This is a genomic window from Pragia fontium DSM 5563 = ATCC 49100 (assembly GCF_900112475.1).
Lineage (GTDB): Bacteria > Pseudomonadota > Gammaproteobacteria > Enterobacterales > Enterobacteriaceae > Pragia > Pragia fontium.
The window spans coordinates 33,488-50,281 of the sequence record NZ_FOLW01000011.1 but is presented as its reverse complement, the minus strand read 5'-3'; the positions used below and the strand labels follow the sequence as shown (position 1 = coordinate 50,281).

Sequence of the window (16,794 nt, the reverse complement as noted above, 5' to 3'; positions counted from 1 at the left end):
GATCTAAAACTTTCTCACTAAACCACATCAAACATACTTGTATGGTAGTTAATCCAGAAGTATTTTGTGCTCACTTATCTATCAATCAGCGCCCACTTTTTACCCGTTAGGATGAATGCATTATGAAAATCGTAAAGGCTGAAGTATTTGTTACCTGTCCGGGACGTAACTTTGTTACCGTCAAAATTACCACTGATGAAGGGCTATACGGCATTGGTGATGCCACGCTTAATGGCCGAGAACTTTCTGTCGCCTCCTATCTTAAAGATCATCTATGTCCCCAACTGATTGGCCGCGATGCTCATCAGATCGAAGATATCTGGCAATTTTTCTATAAAGGTGCTTACTGGCGTCGCGGTCCGGTAACCATGTCAGCCATTTCCGCCATTGATATGGCGTTATGGGATATTAAAGGCAAGGCTGCCAATATGCCGCTTTACCAATTGCTGGGTGGCGCTTCGCGCACTGGCGTTATGGTGTATTGCCATACCACCGGTCGTACGATTGACGAAGTTCTGGAAGATTACGCCAAGCACCAAGAAATGGGCTTTAAAGCGATTCGAGTTCAGTGCGGCGTACCGGGAATGCAAACCACCTACGGTCTGAGCAAAGGCAAAAATCTGGCCTATGAGCCCGCCACTAAAGGTCACTACCCAGAAGAACAGCTGTGGTCGACTGAGAAATATCTGGATTTCACACCAAAGCTGTTTGAAGCGGTACGTAACAAATTCGGCTTTGAAGAACATCTGCTGCACGACATGCACCACCGCCTAACGCCAATTGAAGCCGCGCGCTTTGGTAAAAGTATTGAAGACTATCGCCTGTTCTGGATGGAAGATCCCACGCCGGCTGAAAATCAGGAAAGCTTCCGCCTGATTCGCCAACATACAGTGACGCCAATCGCTGTTGGCGAAGTATTTAACAGCATTTGGGACTGTAAACAGCTGATTGAAGAACAGCTTATCGACTATATCCGTACCACCATTACCCATGCTGGCGGTATTACCCATATGCGCCGCATTGCAGATTTCGCCTCCATGTATCAGGTTCGCACCGGTTCTCACGGCCCTTCCGACTTATCACCAATTTGTCACGCTGCTGCACTGCACTTCGACCTTTGGGTGCCTAATTTCGGCGTTCAGGAATATATGGGGTACTCAGAGCAAATGCTGGAAGTCTTCCCGCACAACTGGACATTTGACGATGGCTATATGCACCCAAGTGATAAACCCGGTCTGGGCATCGATTTTGACGAGAAACTGGCGGCGAAATATCCCTACGAAGCAGCCTATTTACCGGTTGCTCGCTTGACCGACGGCACACTATGGAATTGGTAATAAAGGAGAAAACAATGAAAAGCGTCGTTATTCAAGAACCCGAAAAATTAGTCATTGAAGAGCGCCCGATCCCCCAACCTCAACCGGGTGAAGTCCGTTTACGGGTGGAAAGTGCCGGTATTTGCGGCTCAGACGTCCATATTTATCGCGGTCATAACCCTTTTGCTAAATATCCACGCGTTATTGGTCATGAATTCTTTGGTCGCATCGACGCCGTTGGTGAAGGCGTTGAATCATCGCGTATTGGTGAGCGTGTGGTTGGCGATCCCGTGGTCAGTTGCGGTCATTGTTATCCCTGTTCGGTAGGAAAACCTAACGTTTGTACTTCCTTGCAGGTTATCGGTGTGCATCGTGATGGCGGCTTCAGTGAATACATCACGCTACCGGCCAGAAATGCGCATGTCGTACCCGACAGCATTGCGGATCGGGAAGCAACCATGATTGAACCGTTTACCATTGCCGCCAATATCTGTAGTCAAATGAACCCCAGCCCACTGGACGTTGCGCTAGTTTATGGTGCCGGCCCAATGGGATTAACCACTATTCAGGCATTACGCGGCGTATACGGCGTAAAAGAGATTATTGTTGCCGACCGTCTTGATGAACGCCTGGCAATGGCTAAAGAAAGCGGTGCCGACCGCATCATCAATAATACCGATATCGATTTAGCCAGCGAACTGTCCAAACTGGGGATTCGCCCGACGTTAATTGTTGATGCCGCATGCCATGTCTCTATCCTACCCGAAGCAATTGGTTTGGCCTCCCCCGCCGCGCGTATTGGCATTATGGGCTTCTCTTCTGAACCCTGCATGATTAGCCAGCAGGGTATCACCAGCAAAGAATTAACCATTTATAGCTCACGCCTGAACAGTAACCGTTTTCCGATGGTGATTGACTGGATGGTAAAAGGAAAGATCGCTCCAGAGAAACTGATTACTCACCAGTTCGACTACACGCACGTTATTAATGCCATGGAGATTTTTGAAAAAGACCCTAAGACCTGCTGCAAGGTTTTACTGAAATTTTAACCAATGACCTTTGTACCCGAACTTTTTCTGTAGATATAACAACAAACTGTAGAGAATAAAATATGAATAACAATATGGAACTCAAACAGAATACGCCAGAAAGAAGTACCACCGATCTCATTAAAGCAGCGGTATCCGGATGGCTGGGAACTGCTCTGGAATTTATGGATTTCCAGCTCTACTCCCTGGGCGCCGCTCTGGTTTTCCATGAAATATTCTTTCCGGAACAATCGGCGGCGATGGCCTTAATTCTGGCAATGGGAACCTACGGTGCCGGATATATTGCACGCATCGTGGGTGCTTTTATCTTCGGTAGAATGGGCGATACCATCGGCAGGAAAAAAGTGCTGTTTATCACCATCACTATGATGGGTATCTGTACTACGCTTATCGGCGTATTACCGACCTATGCCCAAATCGGTATTTTTGCGCCAATTTTGCTGGTTACTCTTCGTATTGTTCAGGGACTGGGTGCCGGTGCAGAAATCTCCGGTGCAGGTACCATGCTGGCTGAATATGCTCCCAAAGGTAAACGCGGGATCATCTCTTCTTTAGTCGCCATGGGAACCAACTGCGGAACCTTAAGCGCCACCGCTATCTGGGCAGTGATGTTCTTCTTTCTGGATAAAGAACAACTATTAGACTGGGGCTGGCGTATCCCGTTCTTATCCAGCGTCGTGGTGATGTTCTTTGCGGTCTGGTTAAGAATGAACCTTAAAGAAAGCCCGGTATTCGAACAAGTTAATGAAGCCACTGATAACAATACCTCCACGGCCAAAACAGACACCTCAGACAGCTCAATCTTTGCCATGTTTACCAGTAAATCTTTCTGGCTGGCAACAGGATTACGCTTTGGTCAGGCTGGTAACTCAGGGCTGATTCAAACCTTCCTTGCCGGTTATCTGGTACAAAGTTTACTGTTTGAAAAACGCATTCCAACCGATGCCCTGATGATCAGTTCGGTTATTGGCTTCCTGACAATACCGCTATTAGGCTGGATTTCAGACAAAATTGGCCGCCGACTGCCCTATATTGTTTTGAACATTGGTGCCATCATTTTAGCCTACCCGATGCTATCGATTATTGTTGATAAAAGTGGCGATGTTAACGTAATTATGGCCTGCCTTATCATCATTCATAATATTGCAGTATTAGGCCTGTTTGCCCTTGAAAACATCACCATGGCAGAGATTTTTGGCTCTCGAAATCGCTTCACCCGAATGGCGATTTCCAAAGAGACAGGTGGTCTGGTTGCCGTTGGCTTTGGTCCTGTACTGGCCGGTATCTTCTGTAATATGACCGATTCTTGGCTGCCAATCGTGGTTATGATCATCATCTATTCCGTCATCGGTTTAATCTCCGCCATCTGTATGCCGGAAGTTAAGGATCGTGACTTAAGCGATCCCAAAGATGCGGCAGAAGTTTAGTTAAATATGACTCAACAAACGTCTGAACTATTCTTACTCTAACTGGTTAATAGATAAAATGAATTTATCCAATAAAACGTTATCAAATCTTCCCCAAGACATCGTTATTCCGTCTTACGATAGAGAGAAGATTAAACCGCGCATTGTCCATTTGGGTTTTGGTGCTTTTCACCGGGCTCATCAGGCTATCTATGCCGATATTCTGGCAACCGAACACGGTAGCGACTGGGGCTACTGTGAAGTTAACCTGATTGGCGGTGAACAGCAGATTATCGACCTAAACTCACAGGATAAGCTTTATTCGGTAGCTGAAATGGCAGCCGAAGGCTGGTCCGGGCGCATCGTTGGTGTTATTCGTCGCGCCATTCACGGAGAAATTGATGGCATTGATAGCGTCTTAGACGCTATCGCCCAACCTGATACCGCCATTGTTTCCATCACCATCACCGAAAAAGGCTACTGTTACCAACCGGCGACCGGCAAACTGATTGAAGACCATCCGCTAATTCAGCATGACATTGCTAATCCAGCTACGCCGAAGTCAGCACCCGGCGTTATTGTTCAGGGCCTGCGCCTTCGTCGTGAGCGCGGCCTTCCGGCGCTCAGCGTGATGTCATGCGATAATATGCCGGAAAACGGTCACGTTACCCGCAATGTTATTTTAGGATTGGCTCGACGACAGGATGCACAGCTAGCGGATTGGATTGAAACTCACGTGAGTTTCCCATCCACGATGGTTGATCGCATTGTTCCGGCAGTCACGCCGGACACGTTGGAAAAAATCACTCAGCAACTTGGCGGCATAAATGACCCGGCAGGCGTCGCCTGTGAACCTTTCCGCCAATGGGTTATCGAGGATAACTTCGTGAATGGCCGCCCCGAATGGGAAAAAGCCGGCGCAGAACTGGTACAGGATGTATTGCCTTTTGAAGAAATGAAATTGCGGATGCTCAATGGTAGCCACTCATTTTTAGCTTATCTTGGCTATTTAGCGGGCTACCAGCATATCAATGACTGTATGCAAGACAGCAACTATGTCGCGGCGGCTCGCCAATTGATGCTCAACGAACAGGCTCCTACCTTGCGTACCAAAGGAGTCGATCTAACCGCTTATGCTGATTCGCTGTTAAACCGCTATCGTAATACCGCGCTAAAACATCGCACTTGGCAAATAGCTATGGATGGAACACAAAAGTTACCTCAGCGGATGTTGGATTCCGTGCGTTACCATTTAGAGCACAATAGCAATTTTGACTGCTTAGCTTTAGGTATCGCGGCGTGGATGCGCTATGTCGGCGGTGTTGACGAGCAAGGTCAGCCGATCGAAGTCAGCGATCCATTAATTGAGCAACTGAAAATGCTGGTTAGTCACAGTCAGCAAGGAGAGGAACGCGTAAACGCCCTGTTGTCTCTGGAAGTGGTGTTTGGTAAAACGCTGCCGCAAAATCCGCGCTTTGTTTCAGCCGTCACCGCAGCCTATCAAAATCTGTTAAAAAATGGTGCCCGTGAGACCGTTGCTCAACTAGCGCAAGGCTTCTAAACCAACAAATCGCGATACCCTGAACGAAAAAGTCCGGAACCCAATTCCGGACTTTTTATCGTTAAACGTCAATAACTGCTGAATAAAAACATCAATAAACCATCTCTTATGGCTCTGAAATAACTTATTTTATTTAATTTATTACTATTTAATAAATAGACTTAATGGTCAAAGCACACGGAGAAAAATAACAAATTTAAAATATAATCATTATATGCTTATCATATTTAACGCGTATAACGTGATTAAGAAAGAAGTTATCCAATAAAGGAGGCTGCTATTTTATAGAAATATAGAAAATATCAATTATCACCTTAAGTTAAGGTATTTTCTGCAAAGCTGATATTTAATAGCCATCCTGATAACATGTGGATAAATAACGCTATTTCAAACAATACCATCACAAATTTCTTAATAAAAACCATTCCTCTATTTAATAGAATTTTTCAAATAACTGCGCTATCAGACAAGAATCTTAGCGAAAAATCTGCCAAAAGGCTCTATAATGACCAGCGCTGCTAACTACAATAAGAGTATGGCTAATTTCAATGACAATTGTTTACCCATTCACTACTCATGAACCCGTCAATCAACAGATATATCATTTGTTGAGGCAGGAGATTGTCGATTGCACAATTCGCCCCGGTACGTTGCTATCGGAAAAAGAGATTTCAACGCGGTTTAACGTTTCGCGCCAACCAGTTAGAGAAGCGTTTATCAAACTCTCTGAGACTGGCTTGGTTCAGATACTGCCCCAGCGTGGAACCTTCGTCATGAAAATCTCGGCCAAGCGAGTCTCCGACGGGCGGTTTATTCGTGAAGCGGTAGAGACAGCCATTATCCGTCGTGCAGCCTTATCTATCACGCCGGAATATTTAATGCAGTTAAAACATAACCTTCATCGTCAGGAACTGGCCGCTAATAATAAAAGGGGCAAGGAATTCCTCGAGCTTGATGATGAATTCCATCGTACATTTACTCAAATCGTTAATTGTCCGATGGCATGGGAAACCATAGAAAACATTAAGGCAACCATGGATAGGGTACGCTTTATGAGTCTGGCGGATGTCTCACCGCCGGAAAGCCTGATTGAGCAGCATTATCAAATCTATAAAGCGCTGGAGAGTAGAGATCCTGACGCTGCCGAAAAAGCCATTCAACGACATCTCAGCGAAATGATTTCAACCGTCACTACTATTTCTCAGCTCAATACCGATTGGTTTGAAGCGGATGAGTAGTTGTGTTTTTAGGATATAAAATAGCGATCTTAGTTCTTGTCAGTTAGGCGAATGTTTCGTCCACTATCAATACATAGAATAAATCAGCGCGAGTGTAAGTGGCCGAGCAAAGGCGCTAAGGTGAGCGCCTCGCCCAGCATCCTTACTGGACGTGCTCCCTTACTCAGTTGTCGGCTGAATTCCAGCGCTCAATAGAAAGGACAAAAGATAAGAATCACTGCATTTTCTTAACTAAACGGCATTAGACCCAACGACCGCTATTTCCACTGATTATCAACGCAGATTATTTCTTTCTGCCCCCTAAGATTCCGCCCAAAATACCGCGCACGATTTGATTGCTGATCTGACGGGTCATTGACTTAGCGGCCGTTTGCACTAAACCATCTTTCTTACCACCTCGAGGTCCGGTGGTGCCAAACAGGATGTCGCTCAGGCCACCTAGCAGACCGCCTCCGGCTTCGCTGTTACTTTGCTGATTATTTGACGCCGCTACCTCTGCGCCTTTTTCCGGCATTAGCGTATATCCAGCCATCAGCTTTTCATAGGCAGATTCACGGTCAACCATATCTTCATAACGACCATATAATGGCGAACGATTTATCAGGCCATTACGTTCATCATCCGTTAGTGCTCCCATGCGGGAATCAGGGGCGATAACAAAGCCGCGCTCAACCACATTCGGCCGCCCTTTTTCATCCAAAAACGAAATCAATGCTTCCCCAACACCCAGCTCGGTAATCGCTTGTTCTGCGTTAAACGCCGGATTCGCTCTCATGGTTTCAGCTGCCGCTCTGACTGCTTTCTGATCGCGAGGTGTAAAGGCACGTAGCGCGTGCTGTACCCGATTTCCCAGTTGGCCGAGTACGCTATCCGGAATATCTAACGGATTCTGGGTAACAAAATACACCCCAACCCCTTTAGAACGAATCAACCGAACAACTTGCTCGATTTTCTGCAATAGCGCCGGTGGAGCATCATTGAACAGCAAATGTGCCTCGTCAAAAAAGAACACCATCTTTGGCTTATCCATATCGCCAACTTCTGGCAAACGCTCAAACAGCTCGGACAGTAACCACAGCAGGAATATCGCATACAGCTTTGGCTGATTGTATAACTTATCAGCCGCCAGAATATTCACCATACCCTTGCCTGACGCATCGGTCTTAATCAGGTCGAAGATGTCGAGCATGGGTTCACCGAAGAAGTTCTCTGCCCCTTGCTGCTCAAGAGTCAGTAATCCACGCTGAATAGCACCGATTGAGGCACTGGAAATATTGCCGTACTGAGTCTGGAACTGTTTAGCGTTATCACCAACAAACTGCACCATAGAGCGCAGATCTTTCATATCTAATAACAGCAGGCCATTATCATCAGCGATTTTGAAGACCAATTGTAAAACACCGGACTGCACATCATTCAGATTCAGTAACCGACCCAATAATTCTGGCCCCATATCCGAAATGGTAGCCCGAACCGGATGACCTTTCTCACCGTACACGTCCCAAAATGCTACTGGACAAGCCGCAGGTTCCCAATCAGTAACGTGAAGCGCATCTAAGCGAGCCTGTAGCTTAGGATTCATGACCCCGGCCGCCCCAATTCCTGATAAATCGCCTTTCACGTCAGCCATAAATACCGGAACGCCAATATGTGAAAAACTCTCGGCCATCTTTTGCAGAGTTACGGTTTTACCCGTACCGGTTGCCCCAGTCACCAATCCGTGGCGGTTGGCCAACGCAGGCAGAATAGCCAGCGCTAACTCATTACTTTTTCCAATAACAAGAGGTTCTAACATCAGAGTTCATCCTATGCATAACGCTTGAATATAAACACAGTATAATTGACCCTATCGGGAACATTAATAAAAATCCGTTTATCTCCGTTAACTAATACGAATCAACCTGACCATACCACCATATCGATTCCCTCTTACCTGAATAGCCTACCTATTTGTAACATGAATCGATTCAACACCGTTTCACCGGCAATAAAGAGAGATTGCGATCACGATATTTTTTTAGTTTCTTCATTATTATCAAAGAAGAAGAAACATGTTCCGGATACGAGCGAACATATAAAGGAAGAATAAATGAAAGCGTCTTATCAGACTTTTTATCGTGAACTGTGTCGTTTTGTCCCCAAAGAGTGTATTTATACCGATCCATCCAGAACTATGGCATATGGAACCGATGCCAGCTGTTACCGCTTAATTCCACAAATTGTGGTACGACTGGACAGCGAAAAACAGGTTCAACAAACATTGGTTTTGGCGCAAAAACATGGTCATCCCGTCACCTTCCGCGCGGCGGGAACCAGCCTGTCTGGTCAGGCGATTACCGATTCTATCCTCATTACCCTTGGCGATAATTGGCGTCAGTATAAAATTTTTGCTGATGCCGGCTATATTTCATTAAAACCTGGAGTTATTGGTGCCGACGCCAACCGCTATTTAGCTCCATTTGGCCGAAAAATTGGTCCGGATCCGGCTTCCATTGATGCCTGTAAGATTGGTGGTATTGCCGCCAACAATGCCAGCGGTATGTGCTGTGGTACCGCGCAGAACTCCTATCAAACCTTACAGGCTATGCGTTTGATTTTGGCTGATGGCACGCTGATTGACACCGCCGATAGCGAATCCGTTTCCGCCTTTAAAAAAACCCATAACGCCATGCTGGAACAGCTGCAAACGCTGTCACAACAAACTAAAAACAATCATCATTTGGCTGAGTTAATTCGTCATAAATATCGGTTAAAAAATACCACCGGTTACAGTCTGAATGCCTTGGTTGATTTCGACGATCCGTTGGATATTCTGACTCACCTGATGATCGGTTCAGAAGGCACTTTAGGCTTTATTGCCGAAATTACCTATCAAACGGTAGAAGAACACCAATTTAAAGCTTCTGCCCTATTCGTGTTCAGTGATATTGAAGCCGCCTGTGAGGCAACTCGCATTTTGAAACAGCAGCCGGTTTCCGCCGTTGAACTGATGGACCGCGGTGCGTTGGCCTCTGTGGAAAATGAAGCCGGATTGCCAGACTTCATGCCAAACCTGAGTGAAGACGCAACCGCCTTATTAGTCGAAGTACGTTCAGCCGATGCTGAAGGCTTAAAAGAGAAGATGGCGCAAATCATGTCATCTATCTCGACCTTCACTCTGGAGCAACAGGTTCCATTTACCGATAAACCAGAAGAATTCGGCCGCCTGTGGGCCATCCGTAAAGGTATTTTTCCGGCGATTGGTGCCGTTCGTCCCGTTGGTTCTACCGTCATTATTGAAGACGTTGCGTTCCCTATCGAGCAGTTGGCCGCCGGCGTTCGTGACCTACGTAAGCTATTTATTAAACATGACTACAATGCGGTGATCTACGGCCACGCATTAGACGGCAATATGCACTTTGTCTTCCAACAGTCTTTCGACTCGCCAGAACAGGTCCGTCGCTATCAGGTATTTATGGAGGATATTGCCCAACTGGTAGCGGTTGAATACAAAGGCTCACTGAAAGCCGAACACGGTACCGGCCGCAATATGGCCTCTTTCGTCGAGCTGGAATGGGGAAGTGAAGCCTATGAGCTGATGTGGCAATTAAAAAACCTGCTCGATCCCCATCATCTGCTCAGCCCGGGCGTTTTGCTTAATCGCGATCATCAGGCCCATCTACAAAATCTGAAGCTGCTACCTGCCGCCGATAAGCGGGTCGATAGCTGTATTGAATGTGGGTTCTGTGAGCCCGTATGCCCATCAACCAACCTGTCGTTTACGCCGCGCCAGCGCATTGTGATATGGCGAGAAATTAACCGCCTGCGCCGCAGCGGTGACGATAACCAGCGTCTTAAGCAGTTGGAAAAAGACTTCCGCTATCTGGGAGATGATACCTGTGCCGCAACCGGCCTTTGCGCCCGTCGCTGTCCGGTTGGCATCAATACCGGCGAACTAATTCGCGACATCCGCACCCAGCGCAATATGCGCTATGAAAGAGTCGCCCGCTGGACGGCTGACCACTTCACAACCCTCACAACCGGTGCTCGTCTGGCGTTGAATACCGTTGCTGGCGCAGGGAAAGTGGTGGGTAGAGAGCGTCTGGGGAAAATCACCAAAGCACTGCACGTCACCAGCGCCGGACATATTCCGCTACTTACGCCATCCTTCCCCAAAGGAGCTCATTCGCCAACCGCGCCTAAACTGGTAGCTGGCGATCTGAAAGTGGTTTATCTGCCAAGCTGTGCGTCCCGTACTATGGGCGCTTCGGCTAATGATGACGATCAACGTCCATTGACCGAAATCGTTGAAAAGCTATTGAACAAGGCCGGTTTCAGCATTATCTATCCTGAAAAACTCGACAGCCTGTGTTGTGGGATGCCCTATAACAGTAAAGGCATTACTACCGTGGCCCAAAATAAGCTAGGTGATATGGAGCAGGCACTGTGGGAAGCCAGTGAACAAGGTAAGTATCCAATACTGATCGATACCAGTCCCTGCGCGCTGCGTGCGGTAGAAGGTTTCACCAAACCCATGGCGCTATTTGAGCCAGTGGGATTCGTAAACCACTATCTGGCCGATAAATTGCATTTCACGCCGGAAGATAAACCCATCATGATGCATGTAACCTGTTCTAGCGTGAAAATGGGGCTATCTGCCGCCATGAAAAACCTGCTGGATCGGTGCTGTACACAAGTCATTATTCCAGACGGTATCCACTGCTGCGGATTTGCCGGGGACAAAGGTATCAAAACGCCAGAGTTGAATTCCAACGCACTAAGGCTGTTAAGTCAGCAAGTACCCGCTAACTGTAGTGAAGGGGTATCAAACAGCCGAACCTGCGAAATTGGTTTAACTGAACACTCAGGCGTACCTTATCGTTCCATCCTGTATGTGGTTGATCGGGTGACGACACCATTAAGTTAGTAAGCACTTATGATAAAAAAGCGCCGAAAGGCGCTAAGACTACACATAAAATCATTTTATGTGAGTTCTGAGAGGCGTTTTGCGCCTCTCAGGCTACACTTTACTGCACCACTTTAGCCGCAGTAATCACAATCGGCGTGACCGGTACATCCTGATGTTGACCAGCAGACTTAGTCTTCTCTTTCATCATCTTGTCGACCACATCCATACCCTTAACCACTTTACCAAATACCGCATAACCATAGTTATTCGGTGAATGGTCCAGAAAATCATTATCAATCACGTTAATAAAGAATTGACTGGTCGCGCTATCCACCACATTAGTACGCGCCATCGCAATGGAGCCTCTAACGTTTTTCAAACCGTTGGCAGCTTCATTCTTGATTGGCGCATTCGGTTTTTTCTGGTTCATATCCGTTGTAAAGCCACCACCCTGAGCCATAAATCCTGGGATCACGCGGTGAAAAATGGTGCCGTTATAAAAGCCATCGTTAACATAAGAAAGGAAATTTTTGCTGGAAATAGGTGCTTTTTCACTGTCCAACTCAATCTCAATATCACCCAGTGACGTGGTTAACACCACATGAGGATTAGCCGCTAACGCCGCTGGAGCAAGTACGGCCAGTGAAAACAGAGCCGTTAAAGTAATACAGATACGCTTAAACATAGGAAAATACCTTCTTGTTATTTAACAATAAACCAGGTCCGTTGTGATTCTAGAGATTTTAACCATCAACGGCTACTCATTTAGCACTCTGCTAAAGGCGAAAACAGAAACGCCATGAGCAATGCCATGGCGTTATACGTTTTATGTTACCGAGTAGAAAATCAACGTTTAAAGTTAATTGATTCCGGCTGATCCATATAGATGGTGGTTTGACTAGGAATCGTTTGTGCAATCACCTTACCGTGGCGAATGGAGTAACGCACCGGAGTCTGTCGGCGTAGGGCATCAAAACCGTTTTCTGCTGGCAAAATAACCAAACTACCAGAACGCCCGACTTCAATGCCATAATCCTGTAGATTTAGCGTCTTAGCACTGTGGGTTGTAATCAGGTTTAACCCGTCATTTATCTGACCATAGCCCATCAGTTGGCAAACGTGTAATCCCATATGCAGCACTTGCAGCATATTTGCGGTTCCTAGCGGATACCATGGGTCGTAAACATCATCATGTCCAAAGCAAACATTGATCCCCGCTTCCAACATCTCTTTTACCCGGGTGATACCACGACGTTTAGGATAAGTGTCAAAGCGCCCTTGTAAGTGAATGTTCACTAACGGGTTCGCCACAAAGTTAATCCCTGACATCTTTAACAAACGGAACAAGCGAGAAGTATAAGCACCGTTATAGGAATGCATCGCGGTGGTATGACTAGCGGTGACGCGAGATCCAGTCCCATCGCGATGGGCCAGAGCGGCTACCGTTTCGACAAACCGTGACTGTTCATCATCAATTTCATCACAGTGAACGTCGATCAGGCGGTCATACTTCTCAGCCAGTGCAAACGTTTTGTGCAGTGATTCAACGCCATATTCGCGAGTAAACTCAAAGTGAGGAATAGCGCCGATAACATCAGCCCCTAAACGCACCGCTTCTTCCATTAACCCTTCACCATTAGGATAAGAGAGAATACCTTCTTGCGGGAACGCCACAATTTGCAGGTCAACCCACGGCGCCACATCCTGTTTCACTTCCAGCATTGCGGTCAACGCGGTCAGGGTTGGATCAGAAACGTCCACATGGGTACGAACATGCTGAATACCGTTGGCTATCTGCCACTTAAGGGTCTGCATGGCACGTTTTTTAACATCATCGTGAGTTAGCATGGCTTTACGCTCAGCCCAACGCTCGATGCCTTCAAACAATGTTCCCGACTGATTCCAGTTAGGTTCACCTGCCGTTTGAGTGGTGTCCAAGTGAATATGGGGCTCAACAAAAGGTGGAATGGCTAATCCACCTTCAGCGTCAACCACATTCCCTTCCGCGGGCACCGCTGAATGCTGTGACTCAATGCTTTGAAAAACGCCATTTTCAATACGCAGTTGCCATAAGCCTTCACGATTTTGCAAACGTGCATTAGTGATAATGACAGAATTACTCGACATGACTAACCTCTGGAACATTCATAAATTTACGATTAAAGACCGGATTCAACAGTAGATAGCTCACTACCCCGCCCAGTACCGCATTCACCGGCACAATCCCCGGTAAGTAGTTGCCCGCAGCAATACCAATGGCCACCGCCAGCAGCGCTACCCAGTTAACGGTTAAGAACCGCGCACGGCTGAAATCAGCATAGCGGCGATGATTCATCAGGTAGTCAGCAATAATCACCCCACCAATCGGCGGAATAGCCGCGGATAAGAAGGTTAACCAGCCAACAAAGTTGTTATATAACCACAGGGCGGTCAACGTACCAATCACTCCATTCATGACCGATAGTGTACGACTGGAAAGCCCGGTGATATTGGCAAAACCTAATCCTGATGCATACAGCGCATTATCATTGGTGGTCCAGATATTCAGACCTAACACCACAATCGCCGGTATTAACAATCCTTGAGCAATCATCACGTCAGAAATATCCGCCTGACCTACCGCTGCAGCACCAGCCGCACCGAAAATAAACATCAGGGAATTACCGAGGAAGAAAGCAATCAGCGCAACCAATACCGCACCTTTGGGATTACGCCCAAAGCGCACGAAGTCGGCGGTCAATGTACCGGCGCTGATAAAGGAGCCGACCACCAATGCTAACGCAGTGGAGAAGTCCAGAGGATGCTCAGGCACAATCGCTTTCAGATGGTCCAATCCACCCACGTCGTTTACTGCCAACCAGACCGAGTAACTTCCCAGAACTGCAATCGCTGGTACAGCAATAATCGACAGGATAGTCAGAGCGGAGATACCGAAGAAAATGGTAACCGTCATCAACAGGCCGGAAATAAGAATCAGCATGTTGGTATCCAGACCGGTCGCTTTACTCACCGGAATAGCAAACATCGCCACGCCTACGCCAAACCATCCAACCTGAGTTCCCCCAAGTAAAAACGATGGCAGCCATGAGCCTTTAATACCGAATGAATAACGAGCCAGAAGGTGGGTAGAGAGTCCGGTTTTAGAACCGATATAACCAAGAAATGCTGTATAGATACCGAGAAGGAGATTACCGAAGAGAACTGCTAAAAAGAAATCGTGATAGGAAAGACCGGTACCGAGAGTGCCTCCGGTCCACATACTGGCTGAAAAAAACGTTAATCCCAACATGACAAATGTCAATGAAATCACGCCTTTTCGCGCAGCCAGGGGAACGGGCCCCTGACTATAATTGTTATCTTGCGACACAATATCTCCTTAAATCCGGGCCAAAAAATCTGCCGCATTCTATACGCATTCCACAACAAAGCAATCGGTTTCGCCTATTCTTTTTTCCTAAAACATGCCATAGTGATGAAATATAACGTGATTTATTATCAAAAAATGGATTATTTGCTATGTGCTTTCAGCGATATATTTTACTGATGCTGTTTATTCTTTTTTCACCTTGGGCAAATTCCGCCAATGAACAATCTCTCCCTATTCCGGCATCTAAAGTAACCCATACCACGTTAGACAATTTTTATCAGATCGACACCGAACTGTATCGCTCCGGACAGCCGGATAAAGCCCAAATGAAAGAGCTTGAGCAACGTGGTTTTAAGTCAGTACTTAACCTACGCAACTTTCATACAGATAACCAAGAAGCAATGGGAACCAGCCTAAAGCTGTATCACGTCCCGATGGAAGCAGGACGCTTTACCGAACAACACATTGTGACCGCGCTAAGAGATATTAAAAATGCTCCCAAGCCAGTGTTGGTGCACTGCTGGCATGGCAGTGACAGAACCGGTGTCATCGTGGCCATGTATCGATTAATCTTTCAGGGTTGGGAGCGGGATGCCGCCATAGCAGAACTCAAAAAACCAGAGTTTGGCTACCACCAATGGGCGTATTACAACATTGTGCAATATCTGGAAAAAGTAGATATAGAGAGTGTACGTAAGCAGGTTATGGCGTCCGCGGAAAGAGATTAAATATCAAGCAATCCTTGAGATTTATTAATACTACCAATGCCATAAGAAAGCCGCTAAGTTCAACAACGCGTTCCCGTTTTTTGAACTGAACCGAAAAAACTTTTGGCCCGTGAATGTTGTTAAGCCAAATATTGTCATTAAGTTAAAATCGCCATTCCGGTATTTACCGGAATGGCGATAATGTATTCAATTTTGGGCGTTCAGTTCACCATGAAGACAGCAAGAACAGCAGTCAATCAAGGTAACGCAACAAACCCAACGGCCTGATTAACCTTATCCAGCGTCTCTTTAGCACGGGTTCTGGCTTTAGCGGCACCGTCACGCATCACCTGCTGCAGGAAAGCTTCATCATTACGGAAGCGATGATAACGTTCCTGAAGCTCCGTCAACATTCCCGCTACAGCATCGGCGACTTCGGTCTTCAGATGACCATACATCTTACCTTCAAACTCCTGCTCCAGCGTGGCAATAGACTTACCGGTTACGCCAGACAGAATATCCAACAGGTTAGATACACCCGCCTTATTTGCAAGGTCGTAACGTACAACAGGCGGCTCATCAGAATCCGTTACTGCACGCTTGAGCTTTTTCACTACTGATTTCGGATCTTCCAACAAGCCAATAACGTTATTGCGGTTGTCATCTGACTTGGACATTTTCTTCGTTGGCTCAAGCAGTGACATCACTCTGGCACCAGACTTAGGAATAAACGGCTGAGGAACTTTAAATATGTCACCATATAAGGCGTTAAAGCGCTGAGCCACATCGCGACTGAGTTCAAGATGTTGTTTCTGGTCTTCACCAACCGGAACTTGATTAGTCTGATACAGCAAAATATCTGCCGCCATCAGTACCGGATAACCAAACAGACCTGAATTAATATTCTCGGCATAGCGGCTGGACTTATCCTTAAACTGAGTCATGCGACTCAATTCGCCAAAATAGGTATAGCAATTCAGCACCCAGCCCAGTTGTACATGTTCAGGAACGTGAGACTGGATAAAGATCGTGCTTTTCTGCGGATCGATACCGCAGGCCAAATACAGCGCCAGCGTATCAAGCGTTGCTTTACGCAATTTCTCCGGGTCTTGACGCACGGTAATGGCATGCAGATCAACAATGCAGTAAATGCAGTCATACTCATCTTGCATCTGAACCCATTGACGCAGCGCTCCCAGATAGTTACCAATGGTCAATTCACCAGATGGCTGTGCGCCACTAAATACAATGGGTTTACTCAT

General features: G+C 46.7%; 12 protein-coding genes. 7 read left to right on the top strand and 5 right to left on the bottom strand.

Translation table 11 applies throughout. The features are described from left to right. The first annotated feature begins 122 nt into the window (after window positions 1-122). The 5 genes from manD to BMZ28_RS14200 all read left to right on the top strand — a co-directional run bounded on the left by manD (window position 123) and on the right by BMZ28_RS14200 (window position 6,570). Window positions 123-1,337, top strand: coding sequence for a D-mannonate dehydratase ManD (gene manD, locus BMZ28_RS14220; RefSeq protein ID WP_047779667.1), 1,215 nt, complete (start codon window positions 123-125; stop codon window positions 1,335-1,337). 14 nt (window positions 1,338-1,351) lie between these two features. Continuing rightward, window positions 1,352-2,365, top strand: a complete 1,014-nt coding sequence (locus BMZ28_RS14215) for a Zn-dependent oxidoreductase (RefSeq protein WP_074824212.1) — start codon at window positions 1,352-1,354, stop codon at window positions 2,363-2,365. Window positions 2,366-2,427: 62 nt separating this feature from the next. After that, a complete protein-coding gene (locus BMZ28_RS14210) occupies window positions 2,428-3,792 on the top strand; it encodes an MFS transporter (protein WP_269471916.1) in 1,365 nt (454 codons plus the stop codon). 58 nt (window positions 3,793-3,850) lie between these two features. Further along, window positions 3,851-5,332, top strand: coding sequence for a mannitol dehydrogenase family protein (locus BMZ28_RS14205; protein WP_074824210.1), 1,482 nt, complete (start codon window positions 3,851-3,853; stop codon window positions 5,330-5,332). A 548-nt stretch (window positions 5,333-5,880) separates the two neighbouring features. Then, window positions 5,881-6,570, top strand: coding sequence for a GntR family transcriptional regulator (locus tag BMZ28_RS14200; protein WP_047779664.1), 690 nt, complete (start codon window positions 5,881-5,883; stop codon window positions 6,568-6,570). 283 nt (window positions 6,571-6,853) lie between these two features. Here the strand turns inward: BMZ28_RS14200 and BMZ28_RS14195 are convergent, their stop codons facing one another. Continuing rightward, on the bottom strand, window positions 6,854-8,365 hold the full coding sequence (locus tag BMZ28_RS14195) for a helicase HerA-like C-terminal domain-containing protein (protein WP_047779663.1): 1,512 nt from the start codon (window positions 8,363-8,365) through the stop codon (window positions 6,854-6,856). Between the two features lie 294 nt (window positions 8,366-8,659). On the opposite strand from BMZ28_RS14195, the gene BMZ28_RS14190 reads away from it, so the two are divergent. After that, window positions 8,660-11,476 carry an FAD-binding and (Fe-S)-binding domain-containing protein gene (locus BMZ28_RS14190; RefSeq protein ID WP_074824207.1) on the top strand — a complete coding sequence of 939 codons (2,817 nt, stop codon included), beginning with the start codon at window positions 8,660-8,662 and terminating at the stop codon, window positions 11,474-11,476. 100 nt (window positions 11,477-11,576) lie between these two features. Here BMZ28_RS14190 and BMZ28_RS14185 read toward each other — a convergent pair whose 3' ends face one another. The 3 genes from BMZ28_RS14185 to codB form a co-directional block, all read right to left on the bottom strand. Continuing rightward, complete coding sequence (locus BMZ28_RS14185) at window positions 11,577-12,143, bottom strand: peptidylprolyl isomerase (RefSeq protein WP_074824204.1); 567 nt, start codon at window positions 12,141-12,143, stop codon at window positions 11,577-11,579. A gap of 161 nt (window positions 12,144-12,304) precedes the next feature. Further along, window positions 12,305-13,585 carry a cytosine deaminase gene (locus BMZ28_RS14180; protein WP_047779660.1) on the bottom strand — a complete coding sequence of 427 codons (1,281 nt, stop codon included), beginning with the start codon at window positions 13,583-13,585 and terminating at the stop codon, window positions 12,305-12,307. After that, window positions 13,575-14,825 carry a cytosine permease gene (gene codB, locus BMZ28_RS14175; RefSeq protein ID WP_074824200.1) on the bottom strand — a complete coding sequence of 417 codons (1,251 nt, stop codon included), beginning with the start codon at window positions 14,823-14,825 and terminating at the stop codon, window positions 13,575-13,577. The genes BMZ28_RS14180 and codB overlap by 11 nt, the downstream gene beginning before the upstream one ends. A 149-nt stretch (window positions 14,826-14,974) precedes the next feature. Between codB and BMZ28_RS14170 the strand changes: the two genes are divergently transcribed. Beyond that, on the top strand, window positions 14,975-15,553 hold the full coding sequence (locus BMZ28_RS14170; RefSeq protein WP_074824195.1) for a dual specificity protein phosphatase family protein: 579 nt from the start codon (window positions 14,975-14,977) through the stop codon (window positions 15,551-15,553). Window positions 15,554-15,789: 236 nt separating this feature from the next. Here the strand turns inward: BMZ28_RS14170 and trpS are convergent, their stop codons facing one another. Beyond that, entirely contained in the window at window positions 15,790-16,794 is a 1,005-nt protein-coding gene (gene trpS / locus BMZ28_RS14165) for a tryptophan--tRNA ligase (protein WP_074824194.1), read from the bottom strand.